Below are 20,281 nucleotides of genomic sequence, written 5' to 3' on the forward strand. Positions count from 1 at the left end.
TAAATGGATTAAAAAAGATTTTATGTCTGCCACGACCCGAGCGATAGCGAATAGGCGAAGCAATTACACAAATTTACACAAATCATAATGTTCAAAACTTAAATAAATTCGTGAAAATTTGTGTAATTCGTGGCGAAAAAAAATTAAAAAAAATCATTTTAATCTGTGTAATCTGTGGCTAATAAAAATATTTAAAGTTTAGCTCTTTCGTATTGTTTTGGCCATTGAATATCGGCGTTTAGTTCTTTAGCAAAATCCAAAGGAAGATTTGGGTTTCTTAAAGATTCTCTTGCGAACAAAATTAAATCGGCTTGACCGTTATTTAAAATTTCTTCAGCTTGTTTGGCGTCTGTAATTAAACCAACTGCGCCTGTAGAAATTCCTGCTTCTTGTTTCACTTTTTCTGCAAAAGGAACCTGATAACCTGGCCCTAATGTAATTTTCTGATGCGAAACCAATCCGCCAGACGAAACATCGATTAAATCTACTCCTTTTTCTTTTAATATTTTAGAAAGCTGTACAGATTCTTCTGGGTTCCATCCGTTTTCTGCCCAATCTGTTGCCGAAATTCTAACAAACAATGGCAAATCTGAAGGCCATTCTGACTGAACCGCTTCTACAATTTCTAATGTAAAACGGATTCTGTTTTCAAAACTTCCTCCATATTCGTCAGCTCTTACGTTTGTTAACGGAGAAAGAAACTGATGCAATAAATAACCATGCGCTGCATGAATTTCTATAACCTGATATCCTGCTTCGACCACTCTTTTTGTTGCCGATTTAAAATCTGAAATTACTTTTTGAATTCCGTTTTTATTTAACGCTTCTGGAAGAAACGGTTCGTTGTCGTGATACGGAATCGCGCTTGGCGCAACAGTCTGCCATCCGCCTTGAGCGAAATCTAACTTTTTATTTCCCAACCACGGAGCCGAAACACTCGCTTTTCTTCCTGCATGTGCCAACTGAATTCCGGAATCGAATTTTGAGAAACAATAAATGCGTTGATTTGTTTTAGTTTTTCGATATGTTCGTCTTTCCAGATTCCTAAATCGGCAGGAGATATTCGGGCTTCTGGAGAAACTGCAGTAGCTTCCTGAATAATCAGTGCAGCGCCTCCACTGGCACGGCTTCCTAAATGAACCAGATGCCAATCGTTTGCAAATCCGTCAACTGCAGAATACTGGCACATGGGCGAGATTGCAATTCTATTTTTTAAGGTGATATTTTTTATAGTAATAGGAGAAAATAATTTCGTTGCCATAAACTTGTAACTTTTAATGAGTTTATACTACCAATTGAGTAAGGCAGTGTTCGAAAAGTAAAGTTACGGCATCTTGTTAAAAAGAGAAATCGAAATGTTTATTAATTAACAAACATTTAAAACCTTAAACACTATCTTGCACTCTTATATTAAAATAGAAAACGCTACTTTTGTGCGTTAAATACGAATTAAAAACAACAAATGGATATAGTTATCAAACTCTCTCAATTTCTATTGAGTTTATCTTTACTTATTATTCTTCATGAATTAGGGCATTTTATCCCTGCTAAATTGTTTAAAACCAGAGTCGAAAAATTTTACTTGTTTTTTGATGTTAAATATTCACTTTTCAAAAAGAAAATCGGAGAAACAGAATACGGTATCGGATGGCTTCCGCTTGGGGGTTATGTGAAAATTTCTGGAATGATTGACGAAAGTATGGATAAAGAGCAAATGGCGCTTCCGCCTCAGCCTTGGGAATTTCGTTCAAAACCAGCTTGGCAGCGTTTAATTATTATGCTTGGTGGTGTTACCGTAAACTTTATTCTAGCTTTTATTATCTATATCGGAATGGCATTTGCTTACGGAGATACTTATATTGCTAATGCTGACTTAAAAGATGGTGTTGCGATTGAAAATCCTGCTATGCTTAAAGCTGGTTTTAAAACTGGAGATAAAATTATTTCTATTGATGGAAAAGCTGTAGAAAACTTTGACAGCGATATGAACATGAATGTGATCATGGCAAAACACGTTTTGATCGAAAGAGACGGAAAACAGCAAACGATTACTATGCCAACAGATTTTGTTGATCAGCTTTCTAAAACAGAGAAAGGAATGCTTATCGATATTCGTAGACCTTTTGCTATTGGAAAAGTTGGAGAAGAATCTCCTAACCAAAATTTAAAAGCAAAAGATTTGATTCTTTCTCTTAACGGACAAAAAGTTAAATATTTTGACGAGGCTAAAGCAATCTTAGTCGCTAATAAAGGAAAAGAAATTTCTGCAGTTGTTTTACGTGATTTAAAAGAAACCCCGCTTAATGTGAAAGTATCTCCAGAAGGAACTTTAGGCGTTTTTGCTGGTGGTTTAGATATGAAATCTTTAGAAAAACTAGGATACTATAAAATAAGCACGAAAGAATACGGTTTCTTTGAATCTATTCCGGTTGGTCTTCAAAAAGGAAAAGATCAATTAGTAGGTTACGGAAAACAATTGAAAATGATTTTTAATCCAGAAACTAAAGCTTACAAACAAGTAGGTGGTTTTGCGGCTATTTATAACATTTTCCCTAGTTCTTGGAGCTGGGAAGTTTTCTGGTCAATCACAGCTTTATTGTCGATTATGCTTGGTGTTATGAATTTATTGCCAATTCCTGCTCTTGATGGTGGACACGTGATGTTTTTATTGTATGAAATTGTAAGCGGCAAAAAACCGAGCGATAAATTCCTAGAGAATGCGCAAATGGTTGGTTTTGTTTTACTTATTTCACTACTACTGTTTGCTAACGGTAACGACATTTACAAGGCGATTGTTGGCAAGTAAAAAAAAGTCAAAAAAAGAGTGAAAATGTTTTTGAGAAACTAAAAATAGTTTTATATTTGCACTCGCTAAAAAGAGCAACACTTTCCTCCTTAGCTCAGTTGGTTAGAGCATCTGACTGTTAATCAGAGGGTCCTTGGTTCGAGCCCAAGAGGGGGAGCAACTTTTTTTAGCAAACATATTAACCTTTTAAGGTGATTCCTCCTTAGCTCAGTTGGTTAGAGCATCTGACTGTTAATCAGAGGGTCCTTGGTTCGAGCCCAAGAGGGGGAGCTTTAATAGACAAGCCATTCGAAAGAGTGGCTTGTTTTTTTTAACGCCTTCTAAGGCATTGTTATTGTTGAATATTAACTCTAGAAAAGCATTTTCTTTTACGGTTCGATAAGTTTTATCATCAAATATCAATTTCTCAGGAAATATCGAACCAATAATCATTTTTTTTAATCTTAGAATCACTCATTTCATAGTATATACCAACTCCATTTAAAAATGAAATTCCAAATTTCAAATAGGCAGTAAATTCTTTATCAGCTATTTTTAAACTTTCTCTTTCATCTTTCATCTCATTTATTGCAACTTCATAGTGTTTAATTATGGTCAGAATTCTTGCAATTGGCACTTCAGTCTCTCCAATTGAATCTTCGAGTTTTATAATTTTAATCTCTAGTGTTTGAATTTCTAAATAAATTTTTCGAATTCTGTTATCTCGAATTTTTGAATTTTCCGAAAACTTACTTTCAAGAATTCTTAAATATAAATTGTAGACCTCATCTTTTATTTCGAACTTTTTAAGGAAAGTAAAAAAGAACCATGTAACTCTTCTGCTCTCTAACTTCCATTACATCTATTCCGACAATGATAATAATAAAATTTACCCCCATTTCCCTTAGATGGAGCTCCTGTAAACTTTTTGTCACATTTAGAACACAAAAGTTGTTGACGCAAAGGCAACATTTCATCATTTAAATTTGTAATGAGAGACTTTCTTTTTTTATCAGACAAAATTGATGCAACTTTTTCAAATATTTCTTCAGAAACTATCCTAGAATGTAAGCCATCTACAATTTCCAACAGCTCTTTTTTCCATTCTGGAACAACTATTCTCCCGACATATAAAAAGTTTCTCAACATATTCATAAAGCCTTGCTTAGAAGTTTTAAGCCCTTTTTTCGCGTCATAGTCCTGATTCCATTTACTTTTTTAGTTCGGTAGATTTTATTAAAATAGTTCTACCATCTCTTACTTTAATTTCAATATCCTGAAAAGCACTTTTATTTATAATATCAACAACTTTCGTATTAACATTCAATTTCATTGAACTTTCAATTAAATAAATTTCATCATCAGTTCGCAGATAGTAAAGCAATTCAAGCTCTTTATGTGTTAGAGTAGTTACCTAGTCGCCATTTGAAAAATCTGTGAAACCATTTTTTGGAAACTCTGTTTGCGATATGTCAAGTAAATTAACAGAGATACGAGTAAGTAAGATGAACTTATCGCTTAGATAATTTAAATACTGCGATTTGGACATTAAATTTATTGTACCGTCATTATAAATAAGGAGTATGCATGGTTCAACCATCAATGAGTAAACAATCGCATATTTTATTGGGGAAAAATTGGAGGCGTCAATTTTGTTTTCAAATAAAAAATCTCGAACACTTTTAATTTTTTCTAATCCAGCGTGTTGGACAGTTATATAAAATTTATCAGATGCATCAGCGACTACTTTATCATAGCCAGGATAGTCGAAATGATTGAAAATTAAATTAATGTGGCCCTGATTGATGGCATTTATGCTATCTCTCTTTTTTTGAAGATTTCTTATACTTTTTCGCTTCCATACTTTCGAGTCAGCTCAGCAGGAGGCATGCCAGGTATATTTCTGATCTTCATCATAAATCTGATCAATTTTCCCTATTACAAGATTTCTCTCGTCCATTGTCATTTCACCTGTTTTACAGCCATAATACCCTAAAAATATAAGTGCAATTAAGATAGTTTTTTTAATATCCTTTAGAAAAATTTTATTCTAATAAAACGAATTCTACGGCAGAAAACTGGCATATTTTTAAGGGCTTTATCAAACACTATTAATTGCCCAATTCTAATTGATTTCGAACTAAATTAAAATAATTTGATCTAATATCAACCAGCTCTTTATGATTTCCCTGTTCAACAATACTCCCGTTTTTCAAGACCACAATATTATCTGCCTTTTTTACAGTTGAAAGACGATGGGCAATTATCAGAACCGTTTTGCCTTTAAAAAACTCATGCAAGCGTTCGTGTATGATTTTTTCATTTTCGGAATCAAGAGCAGAAGTTGCTTCATCTAAAAAAATATAATGGGGATCCTTGTATACCGCTCTGGCGATTAAAATCCTCTGCTTCTGCCCGCCGGAAATATCATTCCCAGAAGCCCCTATTTTTGTTTTATACCCGAGTGGAAGAGACAAAATAAAGTCCTCAATATTTGCAATGCTGACCGCTCTCTTTAATCGCTCTTCATCAATAAGTCTATCACTTGTCGCAATATTTCTCTCTATGGTATCTGAAAAAATAAAACCGTCCTGCATAACTACGCCGCAGTTTTCTCTCAAATTTTTTGGGGAGATTATATTTATATTTTTATTGTTAAACAATAATTCGCCATCACTTGGCAAATAAAATTTTAATAATAGTTTCATCAGTGTAGTTTTCCCGCTGCCGCTGGCGCCTACTATAGCAGTAATTTTCCCCTCAGGAATTTTAAAATTAATATTTTTCAGTGCATAAGCTGATTTTGGTCCGTCATACTGAAAACTTACATTTTTGAATGTTATGCCTGTTGGCATAGTATTTCTGTCAAATAGTTTTTCGTGAATAGTGGGATCTTCTTCAATAATATGATTTTGAACTTCGTTTAATCTCTCAAAACTTAATTTTGCATCCTGAAGTGAGCGAAAAAAATTGACCAACTGATTAACTGGAGAATTCATCTGCCCGACAATATAGGTAACACTCAGCAGCTCACCTAAACTCATTTTCCCTTTTACAACTAATGTGGCAGAAAAAAAAGTTACCAGAATATTTTTCAATTGATTAATAAATTCGAAACCAGAAATTTGCAGCTGGTCAATCTTTAAAATACGAATATTTATATTAAAAAGTTTCTGCTGTATTTTTTCCCACTCATCACGCTTGAAATCTTCAAATTTGTTAAGTTTCATTTCTGCCGCACCGCTTACAATCTCATAGATTGATTCCTGGTTCTCGCTTCGGTGCTGAAACTTGAAATAATCTAAAATCTGTCTTTTTTTAAGCCAATAAACTGACCATATGATAGATATTACAGTAAGAATTAGATAAACAACAAGAATCCAAATGTTATAATAAAAAAGAACACCAAAAAACACCGAAAATGTCACCACTGAAAAGAAAGTAATTAGGCTTTGAGAAGTCAAAAAATGCTCAATTCTCTCATTATCCTGAATCCTCTGGCTGAAATCACCCATCATTTTTGAATCAAAAAATTTAACCGGAAGCTGCATCAGTTTTCTTAAAAACTCAGAGACAATGGTTATGCTTAGTTTAGATCCCACAATTAGCATCACCCGGTTTCTAATAATTTCAAAAAACAAGGTGCCCAAAAAAACAGATAACTGGCCAATCAGTATTAGCATTATAAGATCTATCCTTTTTGCACTGATTCCTTCATCTATCAAGCTTTGGGTTAGAAAAGGCAAAACTAATGTCAGACAGTCTGCCAAAAAAAAGCATCAGGACCATCAATGCCAGCTGTTTTTTATAGGGCTTTAAATAATTTATCAAATAGCTGGCAGACAGCCTAATTTCTTCTGGTTCCTTATAATCGTAAAACTTATCTGTTGGCTGTAAATATAAGACTATACCTGAGTGTCCGTCAGATATCCACGATTTTCTAAATGCGGATTCACTTAAAGTGATGAAGCCATGAGCTGGATCTGCAAGATGAAAACGATATTTCTTAGAAAAAAAATTTTGTGTTATTTTTTTAAGAATCACAAAATGATTCTGATTCCAATGCAGGATACATGGCAGGCTGTCTTTCTCTTCAATAAGCCTCTCAAGTGAAAGCAGGCCTGAAAGCGTTTCGAATCCTATTCCTTGTGCCGCTTCCGTGATGCCAAATAAAGACACCCCCTCTCTGTTAATATAGGAACGGTCTCTTAAGAACTGCAGAGGGTATTTTTTTTTATAAAAACTGGCGATCATTGACAGGCATGCTGGTCCGCAATCTGTCTGATCATGCTGGGCAGTAAAAACCATAAAGAAATATTGTTTTAAGAAATGGCATATAAAAATTTGTCTTTAATAATTTCCAACTTTTTGTTTTCATCAAAATTATTTACGCAATAATCTACCCCTTTATGTTCGATAGCCTGCTGAGAACATCCCCCGTTACATATTGGAAGTATACTGCAGTCTAGACAGGGCGGGTTTTTAAATTTAGAATTCATTCTATCCTCAAACTTATCATTCCATTCAATAATACCTTTCTCGTTCAGTTGCCCCTCTTTAGATTTTGACTCAAAATCTCTCGCAGTACACTTGAAAACTTCTCCATTATAATTTAAAGTTGCATGATTATTTTTGTCAGCATAACATGAATTTCGCACAGTATCTAAATTCATTCCTTTATAAAGGGCATTGAATCCTTTTTCCCGAAACAGATCCACAATGCCCTGAACATCTGCATGAATATCCTTTTTCTCCTGCCAGACCTCATGAAATGAAAAATTTAGAAACTTCTTATCTGTATCTATCAGATTAATAAAATCATCAATAATCTGTGGTAGCGTTTCGATAGTTTCCTCAGAAATATTTAATCTTACACTTACCGTAAAAGCATTTTTTATAGCTAAAATAATGTTTGCCACTATTTCATCGTACGACCCTTTTTCTTTCGAAACATATCGCACTTTATTATGTCTCTCCCTGTGTCCGTCTAAAGTGATCTGGAAATAATTCACGCCATAAGCTCTGCATGAATCAAGCATTTTTTGGCTAATTAACAAACCATTAGTGGTGAAACCTGAAGTAAAGCCAATTTTCCTTTCCTGCATTTTTGGATAAATCTCTTCAAGAAGTGGCAAAACTGTTTTATCAAAATAAAGCAAAGGCTCTCCACCAAACCAGCTTAGATGGAAATATTCTAAATTTTTCTTTTCAGCCAATAAATTATCAACAAATTTTATCACTGATAAAATCGTTTCCTGAGACATTTTAGATGCTTTTATATGGGTTTCGTAGCAGTACCAGCATTTAAAATTGCAATTCATGGTTGGATTGACAGTCAGCTGATAAAAAGATTCATTTTCCCTGTCGATCTGCCGAACCAGATTTTTTACATTTTCAATTTCGTCGGTTTCGTTTTCTACTAAAAACCCTTTTTCAATTAGATGAGTATGGAAATCCGGATGGATATTAAATAGCTCCTCAAAATCGTCCTCTCTTCTTGAAGCTTGAAACAATTCAAAAAGTTCTGGATCCAAAAGAACAAATTCATTTGAAAATGCATTATATCCGATTTTTTTATCCTCATAATTAAAAAAATTATTGAATTTGCTGTACTTCATAATGATAATTTTTATTTAATTATTGGCATAGAGACAATAAAATCTCTATGCCAACATAATTATTAAAATCTTATAGATTGTATAAGAGCTTGATTTAACTGCATGAAGAAGTATTTGTACACTCAACGTTTCCGCCTCCGCATGTTCCATTGGTGCAATAATCATTTACCCCTGGCGCCTGCTTTCCTCCACGAATTTTAGCCATTTGAGATTCGTCCAATGATGCAAATCCTCCGCTTAAGACACTTTTCGAATTGATTTTTAATGTCTTTAGATTCTCAATTTTTATAATTGACTTCATAGATTTAGATTTTATTAAAATTAATTTTACAGTAATTTTTTTTTCGTTTTATAGCTATCAGCATACTCCGTTTGAGCATACTCCATTAGATTCGCCAGCACATGATGCGTTTGAGCATGCACTGTTCGTACAATCTGGAGGCATCTTACCGCCCTTTATTTTGTACAGTTGAGAATCAGTCAATGAAGCGAATCCTCCTGAAAGTCCGCCATTTTTATCCTGTTTTAAGGCAGGCAGTTTCCCTGCATTTTTATTTGTTTTCATAAAAATTATTAATGAATTAAAACTCCATATCTTTTAAGTCTTCAGAATTTTTTTCGGACTTTTCATCTATAAATTTTTTCGTTTTTATTAACAGCTTGCATTGGTGCATGCTCCATTATCTCCATTGCAGTTTCCTTTATTATCGCAAACAACATTGCTTTCAGGCGCTTGCTTACCGCCTCGTATTTTATTCATCTGGCTAACATCCAAAGATGCAAAACCGCCCACTAATAATCCATTTTCTGTTTTAAGTCCTGGAATTTTTTTTAATCTTTTCTTCATTTTACATAGTTTTTAAATTATTTATATAATCAGCATTTAACCCAGCTGCTCAGGCATAATTCATTATAAAAACTTCATAATTGCAAAACTGATATCCCTAAATTTGAGATGCAGATAACTATCTCCGTATTTTTAATCAAAAAAATGCGGAAGCAATACAGCGTATCTTTTTTATAAAAAAGTCTATGTCAAGCTTAAAACATCAGCAGAATCAGTTTGCCCTGTTTGATTCAGTCTCATTTCCTCTTTTCTTTTCACGCACATTAATTTTGCTGTTGCCAAACTTGTAGAGTACGGAAAATCTCATGAACTGGCTATCAGCGTAATTATTTGACTGCGATTTTACTCCATTGGAATAACTGTAGGCTCTGTATTTGTTATCGCGCAACAAATCATAAAAATTTAAGGCAAACTGTAAATTCTTGTTAAGCAGAAAGTACTTGGCGCCTGCATTTATATTAAATGTTTCTCCCATATGGGAAATATTAATAATTTGGGGGGATCTGTATGCTAAATCCAGGCTTGCAAAAAAAGTTTTAGATTTATTTAAAATAAAAGTATTATTTGAGTTAAAATAATAACTGGCCATTTCAACAATCTGATTATCCAGCACTGCGTTCGCAATGGTTTTTTTATAAAAAAGATTGGCATAATTGTAGGATTCCAGCCATTGTCCTTTTTTAAGAGTATAACTTGCATCGAATGAGATACTGTACACATCGCAAAAATTAAGATAAGTGAATTTTGAAACATTTGTGATTGGATCTAGAAGCTGTACCTGACTTTTGCCATTTTCTAAATAACCAAAAGAGAGCGAGGTTGTCAGATTATCGTTATAGGTATGGGAAAGCTCAATGTTATTATTAAATTCAGGCTGTATAAAAGGATTTCCCTCTATATAACTATAATCATTTATATAGGTTCTAAATGGATTAGTCATATAATAACTTGGTCTTCCAACCCTTCTGGAATAGTTTAATGCCAGCTGATTTTTGTCATTCACATTATAGGAAGCATAAGCAGTGGGGAATAATTTGATATACTTGCTTTTATTTGTTTCATTCAATGTTTTTGAAAATCCTTTCGTCTGTGTGCTTTCTGCTCGTAATCCAATTTGAAATTCCCACTTATCCATTTTACTTTCTGTACTGAAATATACTGCTTGGGTATTTTCTGTGTATTTAAATTCGTTACTCTGTTTGGTATCTAATACTGATTCGCCTGTTGATATATCATAATAATTAAAAAAATTATTTGTATCAATAAATGAAACTTTGCCTCCAAAATTATACTTCAGCTTCTTATATGGCAATTCTACATCAATATTAGAAGTTGTAATTTTAACATTTTGATTGCCGTTAGTAAAGGCATTGTAAAATGCAGAATTCCCATTGACAAACGAATTAATATCAAATGTTCTGTCTGTATCCTGATCTGCAATTAAATAATCAATATTTCCTGATATAGACTTGCCTAAAGAGTCGAGGACGTTTTTATAATGCACATTATAAGAATGAAAAAAATCTTTTCTGTGCTTGAAAGAAGCCGTCTTCGTATAATAATCTGTTAATTCATTTTGATTATCATATATATTAGTCTGATCTATTTCAGTGTTTGATGGCTTGCTTAATGACCCCAAGTACGATGCTCCCAGTTCATTTTTGCTGTCTAATTTATAATCCATGCCAATTCTGCCCGATAAAAGATTAATATTTTCCTTTTTATTATTATATTCATCCCATAACTGGTCAGGATAAAAATATTTTCTGTTTTCCCTTATTTTAAAAGCCCCATTTTTATAATTTACATTTGTATAAATGCTCAGCCTATCTACTTGGGAATTTATATTACCGCCAATTGTTCCTGCCGCATAAGTTTTCTGCTCATAGGAAGAATTAATATTTGCATTAAAGGGTTCCTCTTTATTAAGCTTTTTAAGATTTATATTGATAATTCCGCTATTTCCTGCCGCATCATATTTAGCGGGCGGGGCTGTTATTACCTCTACGGATTTAATATTGTCTGCAGGAATTGAGCTAAGAAAATTAATTAAATCTTCACCAGATAGCCGCACAAGTCTGCCATCAGTCATTACGGTCACAGAATTCTTTCCTATTATGTTTATGCCACTGTTTGCTACTTGTAGCCCTGGTGTTACTTTTAACACATCAATAGCATTTCCCCCAGTTGAAGAAAGAGAATTTTCAACATTAAATAACAATCTGTCTAATTTCCTGACAAACGTTTTTTTAGACGTTTTAACTAAAACTTCATTCAAATTTTCACCTGCATCTATTTTAATGACCCCAAGATCAACACTCCCGATTGCTATTACATTTCGATGCCACACAATCTTTCCTCTCTGTTTTATTTTTAGAGAATAATCCCCAGGTTCTGTCTCTATATTAAAATTCCCAAGATCATTAGTTAACTCATTCTTCAGAACTATAGAATCTTTATTTATAAGCAAAACTTCTGAAAATTTAACAGGAGCATTATTTATATCAGTTACTTTACCTTGTATTTTATTTTGGGCAATTAAAGAACAACTTAAAAGCAATAGGGTGCCAATTATTATTTTAAACATTATAAAATCTGCATTAATTATTTTACTTCTATATTTTCGAATCAAAACTAAAGGAGAATATTAAGTCCTACAAAACATTGTTACCGACATTCCTGAATTCAGATAAGAAATTCAGGAATTCGCTCTTTGCATAACACTATTTAAGAATTCTTCAATAATATTTCTGTAAGATTTTATTTGTTTTTACTAATTGTATTATACTTTTTATAGTATTTTTACCTAAAAACAAAAGTCATGATTTATTTGAAATGGAATTCTTTTTCAATTCTATTCCTAGTTACATTTACATTATCAGCACAGTCACCTGACAAAAAACTTTACCGTTTTACATACGATGAACTGCATAATCTATACTTTGCAAATACCGACAAGCCTAAGTTGCAACTTAAATACGCAGAAACTTATCTTCAGAAAGCAAATGCAGAAAATATAAATATCAGAAGAGCAAAAGCATATTATCAATTTGCTATTTTGTACTATAATAAAGACCACAAGAAGAGTATCAGATATCTTGACAGCGTAATAAAATATTCTCAAAATAGCGGAGATAAATTCTTTCCTGCTGCTGCATATTGTGAAAAAGCAGATTTATTAAGATCTAATTTTAAATACAAAGAGGCAATGGCCAACTATAAACTTGCAGAAAAATCCGCACTTGAAAATAATATTGATTACTATTATGTTGTGAGGGAATATATAGCAATTGCCAAATCTGAGGATTTAGAAGAATATCAAGAAGCTTTAGAAATATATAAAGAATGCTATAATTATTATATGAAGACAGATTATAGAGTGGGAAAATATGCAAAAGATTTTCAAAATGTTGTTTTTGGAATAGCGGACTGCTTTAAATCTTTACAAAATACAGATTCAACTTCTTATTATAATCAACTAGGTTTGCGAGAATCGGTCATAACCAAGAATGAGCATTACAAATATCTTTTCATCTTAAATGAAGGAGCAAATCAGGTATTAAAAAAAAATTATAATCAAGCTCTTGACAGCATTAATAAAGCTCTGCCGAAAATGATCCAATACAATGATACGGGAAATATACTGGCATCATACTATTATATGGGTAAGTCCTATAGCGGATTAGGAAAGAAAGAAAAAGCAGCAAGATCTTTTATCAAAGTAGATTCGATATACCGTACAACAAAGGAAATAAGCAACGAGTTTCTAGGAGGGTATCCATATTTAATTAATTATTATAAGAATACAGGAGATAAGGAGAATCAGCTCAAATACATAACATCCTATATGCAAATCGACAGCACTCTGCAGAAAAATTACCGTGAACTAAATAAGCTGTTAAATAAAGAATATGATACTCCGCGTTTGCTTTCCGAAAAAGAAAATCTGATTGCATCTCTCAAAAGAGATAAAGAAAATACATATTGGGGATTTGGTATTTTACTTATAATAGCTCTCTGCCTAGGAACTTTTGGCATATACCAATTTCGTACAAGAAAGCTGTACCGTGCCAGATTTGAGAAAATAATAAAAGAAGAAAAAAATAATGAAAACACTGAAAATAAAACAGATAACAAAAGTATAACTACAAACGAAATAAATAAACCTGAAGATATTGGAATTGTTCAAGAACTGGTAAATCAGATATTAGAGAAACTAAATCATTTTGAAATGAACCGAGAATTCCTCACCCCAAATCTTACAGTTCATAGCTTATCCCAAATTTTTGAAACGAACAGCAAATACCTATCAAAAATAGTAAATGTATACAAACAGAAATCATTTACTCAATATGTTAATGATTTAAGAATTGACTATGCTCTTAACAAATTAAAAGAAGATAACAAACTGAGAAAATATACTATTCATGCACTTGCTCGGGAATTTGGCTTTAATAATGCTGAATCATTCTCAGCGACCTTTTATAAGAAAACAGGCATCAAACCTACTTATTTCATTAAGGAATTAGATGCAGATACAATATAAACAGCTTCTGTTTTTCAACAACTTGCAGATATAAAAACTCGAAATTCCTGAATTCCGACATGCAAATAAAATTTCTGCATAATTCTGTAAGCCTCAGCATATATATTTGCTGTAATAATAAATAAAAAAACAAAATGATGAAGCCTAAAAAGAAAAAAGCAGAAAAAAACAAGTTTAGTCTGGAAAAGTTTCAAGTAGCTAAATTAAAGAACCTTCATTTAATTGTAGGAGGAGGAATTGAGGGCGATGACCCTATCGATACAAATAAAACTGGCAGAGGAGGATCCTCTGGTGACTGTGCTTAATAAAAATTTAGATTATTATAATTGCGAGCATAAAATCCTATTTAAGGATTTTATAAAATTAAATTTTCAAAAAAAATGAAACCCTATTACATAACTGTCCTCTTTGTATTCTTTGTCTGCAGTTGCAAATCCATAAAGGAATCAAATAATTCTGCTGAGAATAGGAACTCAGATACGGAAATTTTGAGTGCAGATGCAAAAAATTGGTGCCAGAAAGATTACAGCCAAGATGGTATCCCAGGCATCTCATTAGAGCGCTGGTATGCTTTGAATAGAAAAAAGCCTAAAAATAAAAATATTATTGTTGCGGTAATTGATACACAAATCGATTTAAAACATGAGGATTTGCTAGGCCAAATATGGGTAAACACTAAAGAAATTCCAGGTAATAATATTGATGATGACAATAATGGATACATTGATGATATTAATGGATGGAGTTTTACCGGCACAAAAAGCGGCGGTTATGTAGTGTGGAATCGATATGAATATGTGCGTATAGTCGAAGAGTGGGGAAAGCTTTATAAAGACAAGACTGAAGCTCAAATAAACGATGATGATTTATGGAAATTTAATGAATATCAAAGAGCTCTGAGCACCTTGAAAGAAAAAAATGCCTATTATAAAAGGTGGCTTAAATCTTTAAATTATAAAACAGAACTTTATCCTAAAGCAAAAGATACATTAAAGTTCTTTTTTCCGAAAGAAAACTACACCTATAAACAGCTTGACAGTCTTTATCAAAAATACAAAATTAATGATAAGGAGTTTCGTCAAAGGCGCGATGATGGCGATAGAGATTTAGGCGCATTGATAGGTTCTATTATTGCTAATTTAGATATGGGGCAGAATACTTTTGAAAAATTGCAGGACCAGAAAACCCAGTTGGATTCCATTGTAAACAAAAATCTAAATTTAGAATATAATGAGCGTCTTCCAATAGGTGACAATCCCAGTATTTTAGAAAAAGGATATGGCAATAACAGGATCAGCAATACTATTGAAGGTGTCCGTCCTATTCAGGATCATAACACAATGGTTTCTGGTTTAATTGCTGCAAACAGAAACAACAATAAAGGAATAAAAGGCATTGCTGAAGTAAAAATTATGCCTTTAAATATTTCGCCATCTGGTGACGAACATGATAAAGATATTGCCATGGCTGTCAGGTATGCTGTGGATAATGGTGCAAAAATAATTAATATGTCTTTTGGAAAAGAATTTTCAATGCATAAAGACTGGGTTTCAGATGCTTTTAAATATGCTGAGAAGCACAATGTACTCCTTGTTCACAGTGCTGGAAATGAAAGCACTGATATTGATAAAGTACCAAATTATCCAAATGATCTGGATTATGATGGCGTAACTGAGATCTGCAGTAATTTTATTAACGCTGGATCTATAACCCAAAAGTTAGGAGACAAATTTGTGTCGGATTTTTCAAATTACGGCAAACATAATGTAGATCTATTTGCGCCTGGAGATGAAATCTACACAACAGGCTTTGGCAACATTTATAAAACAGACTCAGGAACTTCCTTTGCTGCTCCGATGGTATGCGGCACCGCTGCGTTAATATGGATGTATTATCCCAAATTTACAGTGCAGGAGATTAAGCAAATTATTATTAATTCAGGGACTCCGTATGATATAGAAGTTATTATCCCAGGATCTAATGGTAAAAAAGTTCCATTTTCACAACTATCAAAATCCGGAAAAGTTCTGAATGTTTATAATGCAATGAAATTCGCTGAAGAAATAAGTAAAAAGAAATAATGCATCATTATAAAATTACAGCTTTCTCTGACTATGTTCTTAGAACTCCTTTATTTCCATTGTCTGCTTATTTGGAGTTGGTCAAAGACTATTCAGCCGAGAAGGCAAAAAAATTCTATAAAAATTCAATTATAAAAGAAGCTATTAATCTGGCTTCTCCCGAATTGCGTAATGAACTGGATAAATGGGCTTTAGATACATCCTCATTATCTAACACGAAAACGCATGCTCTGGAACTTACTTTCTTAAAATACATAGCGAGAATGTCTTCCCGCTGCACACCATTTGGCTTATTTGCGGGATGCTGTGTCGGGAAATTAAATTCTGAAACAGATATCGTATTGCGTCCCATAAATAAACATAAGCGATTTACCCAATTCGATATGCAGTACTGGATAGCCTTGCTTCAAGATATCGCCAAAAGAAAAGAAGCTGCCCTTCTTTTAAAATATTTTCCCAATTCTTCTATTTATGAAACTGGTGATTTTTATCGGTTTATTGAATATAAATATGCCAATGCAAAGCGTGAACATGCCATTTCAGCATTGCGAAAATCTGATCTATTGACTCAGGTTTTAAACCAGTCAAAATCTGGAATGACTGTCAATGAAATAGCATCCCTTCTGGCTGATAGTGAATCTGAAAAAGAGCAGGCTGAAAAATATATTTTTCAGCTAATTGATTTCCATTTTTTAGTGCCTGACATTGATGCATCACTGACTGGAAATAACGAATGGGAAAAAATAATTAGACTCTTTAACGATATTCCTTTTTATAATAACCAAACCGAGATGTTTAAAAGTTTAAAAATAAAACTTTCTGATCTAGATATTAGTTTATCGCCGTCTGGAGCAATATATAAAGAAATAAAAACAATAATAGATAGAATTGGAACGACATATGACGAAAAATATCTTTTCCAGACAGATTTAAATCTATCAGCCCAAAAAAACAATTTAAATCAAAAGATTCCACAAAGAGTTCTAAAAGCTATTGAATTCTTAAACAGCATCCAGACTCAGAAGGAATTTCAAAATCTAGAAAATTTCAAAAAAGCCTTCACCAAAAGATATGAAACCAGAGAAATGCCCTTAAGCATGGTATTGGACACTGAAATTGGAATTGGATACCTGCAAAATCATGATATGAATGATACTCATGATCTATTAGAGAATTTTTCATTCAGAGCTAAACCAGCAAAAGAAAAAAAACAGGTTTGGACTGATTTTGATTTTATTATGCAGAAGAAACTTCACGACTGCTATATTGGAAAAGAAAAAGAAATTCAGCTTAATAAAAATGACTTTCCTGAATCAGATTACAACCTCAAGAATATTCCGGTAACATTTTCGGTAATGATCGAAGTCTTAAATGACGATCAGATTGTTTTAATATCTTCCGGAAATGTCAGTCTTGCAAAATTACTTGGAAGATTTTGCGGCTCTAACACTGATATACATAATTTAATCAAACAGATTATTGAAAAAGAGAACGGATATCATGATGATAAAATTCTGGCAGAAATTGTTCATATACCCGAATCCAGGACGGGCAATATCCTTAAAAGGCCAAATCTGAGAGAGCATGAGATAAGCTATTTATGCAAATCTGGCGTTTCAAATGAAAATAACTTTGATCTAAATGATCTTTATGTATCGGTCAGATCCAATAGAATTGTTTTGAGATCCCAAAAACACAATAAAGAAATACTTCCATGCATGTCAAATGCTCATAATTTCACAAGTAATTCGCTTCCCGTTTATCATTTTTTATGTGATTTGGAAATGCAGGATAGCAAACCAGTATCTTCATTTAACTGGGGGTTTTAGAATCTCATTATATCTATTTTCCAAGAGTTGTGTATAATGCAACTATACTTTCTAAAGCTAAATGGAAAATTAAAAAAGACGAAATAAAAAATTTTCATAAAATCGATGAAAGTATTTTAAAAGAACATTTCTTGAAATGGCGGTCAGAAAGGAATCTTCCACGTTTTGTAAATTGGATTAATGGCGACAATACGCTTCTATTTGATTTTGAATCTTTGATTTCAATAAAATTATTTTTAAATGCAACTAAATCAAAAGAAGAGTTTTTTCTAGAAGAATTTCTATTTGTTGATGATGCGGCCGTAAAAAACAATTTAGGAGAGAATTTTTCCAATCAGATTATACTTTCTTATTATAAAGAAAAAGCGTAAAAAAATGCAAAGAGATTTTTGTCTTGGCAGCGAATGGCTGTACTATAAAATTTATACTGGGGTTAAAACTTCTGATTATATTTTACTAGAAAAATTGAAACCTGTTATTTTAAAATTAGAACGCAAAAAAATAATCAAACAATGGTTTTTTATTCGTTACAAAGACACAGATGAACATCTTCGAATTAGATTTTTGATAAAAAACACTAACAATTTAGTTGTTGTAATTCAAGCTTTACATACTGTTCTTAATCAACTGCTACAACAAAACTTAATATGGAAAATACAAACAGACACCTATAATAGAGAAATAGAACGATATGGAGCCAATACAATTTCAGATTCAGAATATCTATTTTGGAAAGACAGTAAAATGATTCTGCAATACATCAAAATAAAATCTTCCTTTAAAAAACAAGAAACCCCATTACTGTTCAGTTTTTTAGCAGTTAATTCATTTCTGGATTCTTTTCAATTATCAAATCAGGAGAAACTGTCATTAATGGATGATTTACAAAGATCCTATAAAACTGAATTTGAAACTGACACAGCGCAAAAAAAAGATCTGTCTAAAAACTATCGGATGATTTATTCCCAAATGAAGGCACTTTTATCAGATATGCCAAGTAATAATTATCCTGAAATGCACAAGATTGTAAATAAAAAAACTATTAAAACTATTAAACGCTCAATACAAATTAAAACCAAAATCGAAATTTCTTTACAAAACTTTCTCGCGAGTCATATCCATATGATGATTAATAGGCAATATACTTCTAACCAAAGAATGTATGAATTAATTATCTATGATCAGTTATTTAGATTTTACAAATCTTTAAACTATAGATAAATGCATGAATATGTGTTTTTTTCATAATTTGCAAAATCCATTTCTCACAATGTTAAAAACTTTATTACAAAAAACAACCCTTTTAAGCTTCATTCAATAAAGCTAATGATTTTATATTATCTCAAAGTTAATTTTAGTTCCAAATATTTTTAATTAAATATTATCTAATAGCATTTTAGCCGAAATGGTTGGAAAAGATAGACAGTATCTTTATAAAATTGAAAAAAGAAAAGTTACCCCAAACATCGTTACACTTTCAGTTTTAGCAAAAGCTTTAAAAATATCACTATCTGAATTATTTCAAAAGATTTAATCAATATTTCTTTTAAACAATATTTTAGTTTGCACTTGAGTGTGATCCTTCGTTCCTCAGGATGACGAACTGTAGGTAAAACAAAAAAAATCGCAAAGCCTTATACACATAAAGCTTTGCGAACTTAATCTTTAGATTTTGGCTAAACTCCACATTAAAATAGCTTTGTGCTCTTTGCGTAAATCTTAGCTACTTTGCGTTAAAAAACTTCACACAAAAAAGCTCGCAAAGCTTTATAAACACAAAGCTTTGCGAACTTAATCTTTAGATTTAACTCAAAAAATAATCTTAGCGAACTTTGCGTAAAACCTTAGCGCTCTTTGCGGTTAAAAAAACACACAAAGAAAACCTTATTTCATTGTCAAAGTTTCGCTCTTGAACCTTTTCATTAAAGTATTGGCTTTTTCATCTTCGTTTATTGCTTTTAAAGACTGGGCGTATCTATAATAATAAATAACTTCTAGATTGGGCGATTCTTCAAATAGCTGCGCATAATAACCTACTGCTTCCTTTAAATTTCCTTCAAAATACAGTCGGTCGGCGACTTTTTTTAGCATGTCGGTAGATTTATATCCTTTATCAATAACTTTTGCATACGTGTTGACTACATCGACTTTTACGTATTTTGAACTTATAGATGCAGGAGCTGTAATTTCTACCTTTACAGGTTCTAAAGAAGCAGATGCGCTTGCAACAGTTGTTTTGGCCTCTATGGCATTTGGAGCTACTTTAGGTTTTCTTTTTACGTAATTCGGAATTACTGTTCTAGTATTATTAGGCCCAAGATCGTAAGTGTCGACCATGTCCAATTTTGAAACTTGGTAAGTAATAATTCTACCTCCAAATAACTTATTTATTCTTTCTTCTACATAATACGATTGTATTACAAAATCGCTATTATTAGCAAGACTATCCGTCAATAATGTCGTTTTTCCTGTTACTGGCGAAGCGGAGGCATGGTTGGTGCGCTGGGCAAAACAGCCGAGAGAAAATACGAACGCAAGTGTACATAAAATTGCTTCATACTTTTTCATGATTTTT

At 32.4% G+C, this 20,281-nt stretch carries 19 protein-coding genes, 2 tRNA genes and 1 pseudogene; 10 read left to right on the plus strand and 12 right to left on the minus strand.

Annotated elements, in window-relative coordinates:
* Positions 1-191 precede the first annotated feature (191 nt).
* Positions 192-1,261, minus strand: a pseudogene (locus P5P87_RS15755) (NADH:flavin oxidoreductase/NADH oxidase).
* A 201-nt stretch (positions 1,262-1,462) separates the two neighbouring features.
* Here P5P87_RS15755 and rseP point away from each other — a divergent pair.
* From rseP to P5P87_RS15770, 3 genes are all read left to right on the plus strand, one after another.
* The gene (gene rseP / locus P5P87_RS15760; RefSeq protein ID WP_278019879.1) at positions 1,463-2,806 is read left to right on the plus strand and encodes an RIP metalloprotease RseP; all 1,344 of its coding nucleotides are present in this window, start codon (positions 1,463-1,465) and stop codon (positions 2,804-2,806) included.
* 83 nt (positions 2,807-2,889) lie between these two features.
* Positions 2,890-2,963: transfer RNA gene (locus tag P5P87_RS15765), tRNA-Asn, on the plus strand.
* A gap of 39 nt (positions 2,964-3,002) precedes the next feature.
* A tRNA-Asn gene (locus P5P87_RS15770) sits at positions 3,003-3,076 on the plus strand.
* A gap of 136 nt (positions 3,077-3,212) precedes the next feature.
* Here P5P87_RS15770 and P5P87_RS15775 read toward each other — a convergent pair.
* The 10 genes from P5P87_RS15775 to P5P87_RS15815 all read right to left on the minus strand — a co-directional run bounded on the left by P5P87_RS15775 (position 3,213) and on the right by P5P87_RS15815 (position 11,882).
* The gene (locus tag P5P87_RS15775) at positions 3,213-3,422 is read right to left on the minus strand and encodes a hypothetical protein (protein WP_278019880.1); all 210 of its coding nucleotides are present in this window, start codon (positions 3,420-3,422) and stop codon (positions 3,213-3,215) included.
* 209 nt (positions 3,423-3,631) lie between these two features.
* Positions 3,632-3,940, minus strand: coding sequence for a recombinase family protein (locus P5P87_RS15780; protein WP_198854928.1), 309 nt, complete (start codon positions 3,938-3,940; stop codon positions 3,632-3,634).
* A gap of 55 nt (positions 3,941-3,995) precedes the next feature.
* Positions 3,996-4,169, minus strand: coding sequence for a hypothetical protein (locus tag P5P87_RS15785; protein ID WP_278019881.1), 174 nt, complete (start codon positions 4,167-4,169; stop codon positions 3,996-3,998).
* 727 nt (positions 4,170-4,896) lie between these two features.
* A complete protein-coding gene (locus P5P87_RS15790) occupies positions 4,897-6,510 on the minus strand; it encodes a peptidase domain-containing ABC transporter (protein ID WP_340696568.1) in 1,614 nt (537 codons plus the stop codon).
* Positions 6,500-7,093 (minus strand): cysteine peptidase family C39 domain-containing protein, encoded by a 594-nt coding sequence (locus P5P87_RS25950; RefSeq protein ID WP_340696569.1) that lies wholly within the window; start codon positions 7,091-7,093, stop codon positions 6,500-6,502. The genes P5P87_RS15790 and P5P87_RS25950 overlap by 11 nt, the downstream gene beginning before the upstream one ends.
* A gap of 14 nt (positions 7,094-7,107) precedes the next feature.
* Positions 7,108-8,403: a radical SAM/SPASM domain-containing protein gene (locus P5P87_RS15795; RefSeq protein WP_278019882.1), complete on the minus strand. Its 1,296-nt coding sequence runs from the start codon at positions 8,401-8,403 to the stop codon at positions 7,108-7,110.
* Between the two features lie 94 nt (positions 8,404-8,497).
* Positions 8,498-8,704 carry a hypothetical protein gene (locus P5P87_RS15800; RefSeq protein ID WP_198854931.1) on the minus strand — a complete coding sequence of 69 codons (207 nt, stop codon included), beginning with the start codon at positions 8,702-8,704 and terminating at the stop codon, positions 8,498-8,500.
* Between the two features lie 57 nt (positions 8,705-8,761).
* Complete coding sequence (locus P5P87_RS15805) at positions 8,762-8,968, minus strand: hypothetical protein (protein WP_278019883.1); 207 nt, start codon at positions 8,966-8,968, stop codon at positions 8,762-8,764.
* Positions 8,969-9,055: 87 nt separating this feature from the next.
* Positions 9,056-9,250 (minus strand): hypothetical protein, encoded by a 195-nt coding sequence (locus P5P87_RS15810; protein WP_198854932.1) that lies wholly within the window; start codon positions 9,248-9,250, stop codon positions 9,056-9,058.
* A 211-nt stretch (positions 9,251-9,461) separates the two neighbouring features.
* Positions 9,462-11,882 (minus strand): TonB-dependent receptor, encoded by a 2,421-nt coding sequence (locus P5P87_RS15815; protein WP_278019884.1) that lies wholly within the window; start codon positions 11,880-11,882, stop codon positions 9,462-9,464.
* A gap of 189 nt (positions 11,883-12,071) precedes the next feature.
* Between P5P87_RS15815 and P5P87_RS15820 the strand changes: the two genes are divergently transcribed.
* The 7 genes from P5P87_RS15820 to P5P87_RS26160 all read left to right on the plus strand — a co-directional run bounded on the left by P5P87_RS15820 (position 12,072) and on the right by P5P87_RS26160 (position 19,240).
* Entirely contained in the window at positions 12,072-13,796 is a 1,725-nt protein-coding gene (locus P5P87_RS15820; RefSeq protein ID WP_278019885.1) for a helix-turn-helix domain-containing protein, read from the plus strand.
* 134 nt (positions 13,797-13,930) lie between these two features.
* The gene (locus tag P5P87_RS15825; protein ID WP_198854935.1) at positions 13,931-14,101 is read left to right on the plus strand and encodes a hypothetical protein; all 171 of its coding nucleotides are present in this window, start codon (positions 13,931-13,933) and stop codon (positions 14,099-14,101) included.
* A gap of 183 nt (positions 14,102-14,284) precedes the next feature.
* Entirely contained in the window at positions 14,285-15,877 is a 1,593-nt protein-coding gene (locus P5P87_RS15830) for a S8 family serine peptidase (protein WP_278019886.1), read from the plus strand.
* Positions 15,877-17,706 (plus strand): lantibiotic dehydratase family protein, encoded by a 1,830-nt coding sequence (locus P5P87_RS15835; RefSeq protein ID WP_278019887.1) that lies wholly within the window; start codon positions 15,877-15,879, stop codon positions 17,704-17,706. The genes P5P87_RS15830 and P5P87_RS15835 overlap by 1 nt, the downstream gene beginning before the upstream one ends.
* A gap of 29 nt (positions 17,707-17,735) precedes the next feature.
* Positions 17,736-18,077, plus strand: coding sequence for a lantibiotic dehydratase (locus P5P87_RS26155; protein WP_278019888.1), 342 nt, complete (start codon positions 17,736-17,738; stop codon positions 18,075-18,077).
* Between the two features lie 4 nt (positions 18,078-18,081).
* A complete protein-coding gene (locus P5P87_RS15845) occupies positions 18,082-18,927 on the plus strand; it encodes a thiopeptide-type bacteriocin biosynthesis protein (RefSeq protein ID WP_198854938.1) in 846 nt (281 codons plus the stop codon).
* 184 nt (positions 18,928-19,111) lie between these two features.
* Positions 19,112-19,240, plus strand: coding sequence for a helix-turn-helix transcriptional regulator (locus P5P87_RS26160; RefSeq protein WP_198854939.1), 129 nt, complete (start codon positions 19,112-19,114; stop codon positions 19,238-19,240).
* 350 nt (positions 19,241-19,590) lie between these two features.
* Here P5P87_RS26160 and P5P87_RS15850 read toward each other — a convergent pair whose 3' ends face one another.
* Complete coding sequence (locus P5P87_RS15850) at positions 19,591-20,274, minus strand: hypothetical protein (RefSeq protein ID WP_198854940.1); 684 nt, start codon at positions 20,272-20,274, stop codon at positions 19,591-19,593.
* Positions 20,275-20,281: the final 7 nt, after the last annotated feature.

It is taken from the genome of Flavobacterium ginsengisoli (assembly GCF_029625315.1).
Classification (GTDB): domain Bacteria; phylum Bacteroidota; class Bacteroidia; order Flavobacteriales; family Flavobacteriaceae; genus Flavobacterium; species Flavobacterium ginsengisoli.

Bases quoted from the DNA above. Each gene is read 5' to 3' on its own strand.
- rseP (WP_278019879.1), top strand. From the start codon at position 1,463: ATGGATATAGTTATCAAACTCTCTCAATTTCTATTGAGTTTATCTTTA.
- P5P87_RS15780 (WP_198854928.1), bottom strand. From the start codon at position 3,940: ATGAATATGTTGAGAAACTTTTTATATGTCGGGAGAATAGTTGTTCCA.
- P5P87_RS25950 (WP_340696569.1), bottom strand. From the start codon at position 7,093: ATGGTTTTTACTGCCCAGCATGATCAGACAGATTGCGGACCAGCATGC.
- P5P87_RS15795 (WP_278019882.1), bottom strand. From the start codon at position 8,403: ATGAAGTACAGCAAATTCAATAATTTTTTTAATTATGAGGATAAAAAA.
- P5P87_RS15800 (WP_198854931.1), bottom strand. From the start codon at position 8,704: ATGAAGTCAATTATAAAAATTGAGAATCTAAAGACATTAAAAATCAAT.
- P5P87_RS15805 (WP_278019883.1), bottom strand. From the start codon at position 8,968: ATGAAAACAAATAAAAATGCAGGGAAACTGCCTGCCTTAAAACAGGAT.
- P5P87_RS15810 (WP_198854932.1), bottom strand. From the start codon at position 9,250: ATGAAGAAAAGATTAAAAAAAATTCCAGGACTTAAAACAGAAAATGGA.
- P5P87_RS15820 (WP_278019885.1), top strand. From the start codon at position 12,072: ATGATTTATTTGAAATGGAATTCTTTTTCAATTCTATTCCTAGTTACA.
- P5P87_RS15825 (WP_198854935.1), top strand. From the start codon at position 13,931: ATGATGAAGCCTAAAAAGAAAAAAGCAGAAAAAAACAAGTTTAGTCTG.
- P5P87_RS15835 (WP_278019887.1), top strand. From the start codon at position 15,877: ATGCATCATTATAAAATTACAGCTTTCTCTGACTATGTTCTTAGAACT.
- P5P87_RS15845 (WP_198854938.1), top strand. From the start codon at position 18,082: ATGCAAAGAGATTTTTGTCTTGGCAGCGAATGGCTGTACTATAAAATT.
- P5P87_RS26160 (WP_198854939.1), top strand. From the start codon at position 19,112: ATGGTTGGAAAAGATAGACAGTATCTTTATAAAATTGAAAAAAGAAAA.
- P5P87_RS15850 (WP_198854940.1), bottom strand. From the start codon at position 20,274: ATGAAAAAGTATGAAGCAATTTTATGTACACTTGCGTTCGTATTTTCT.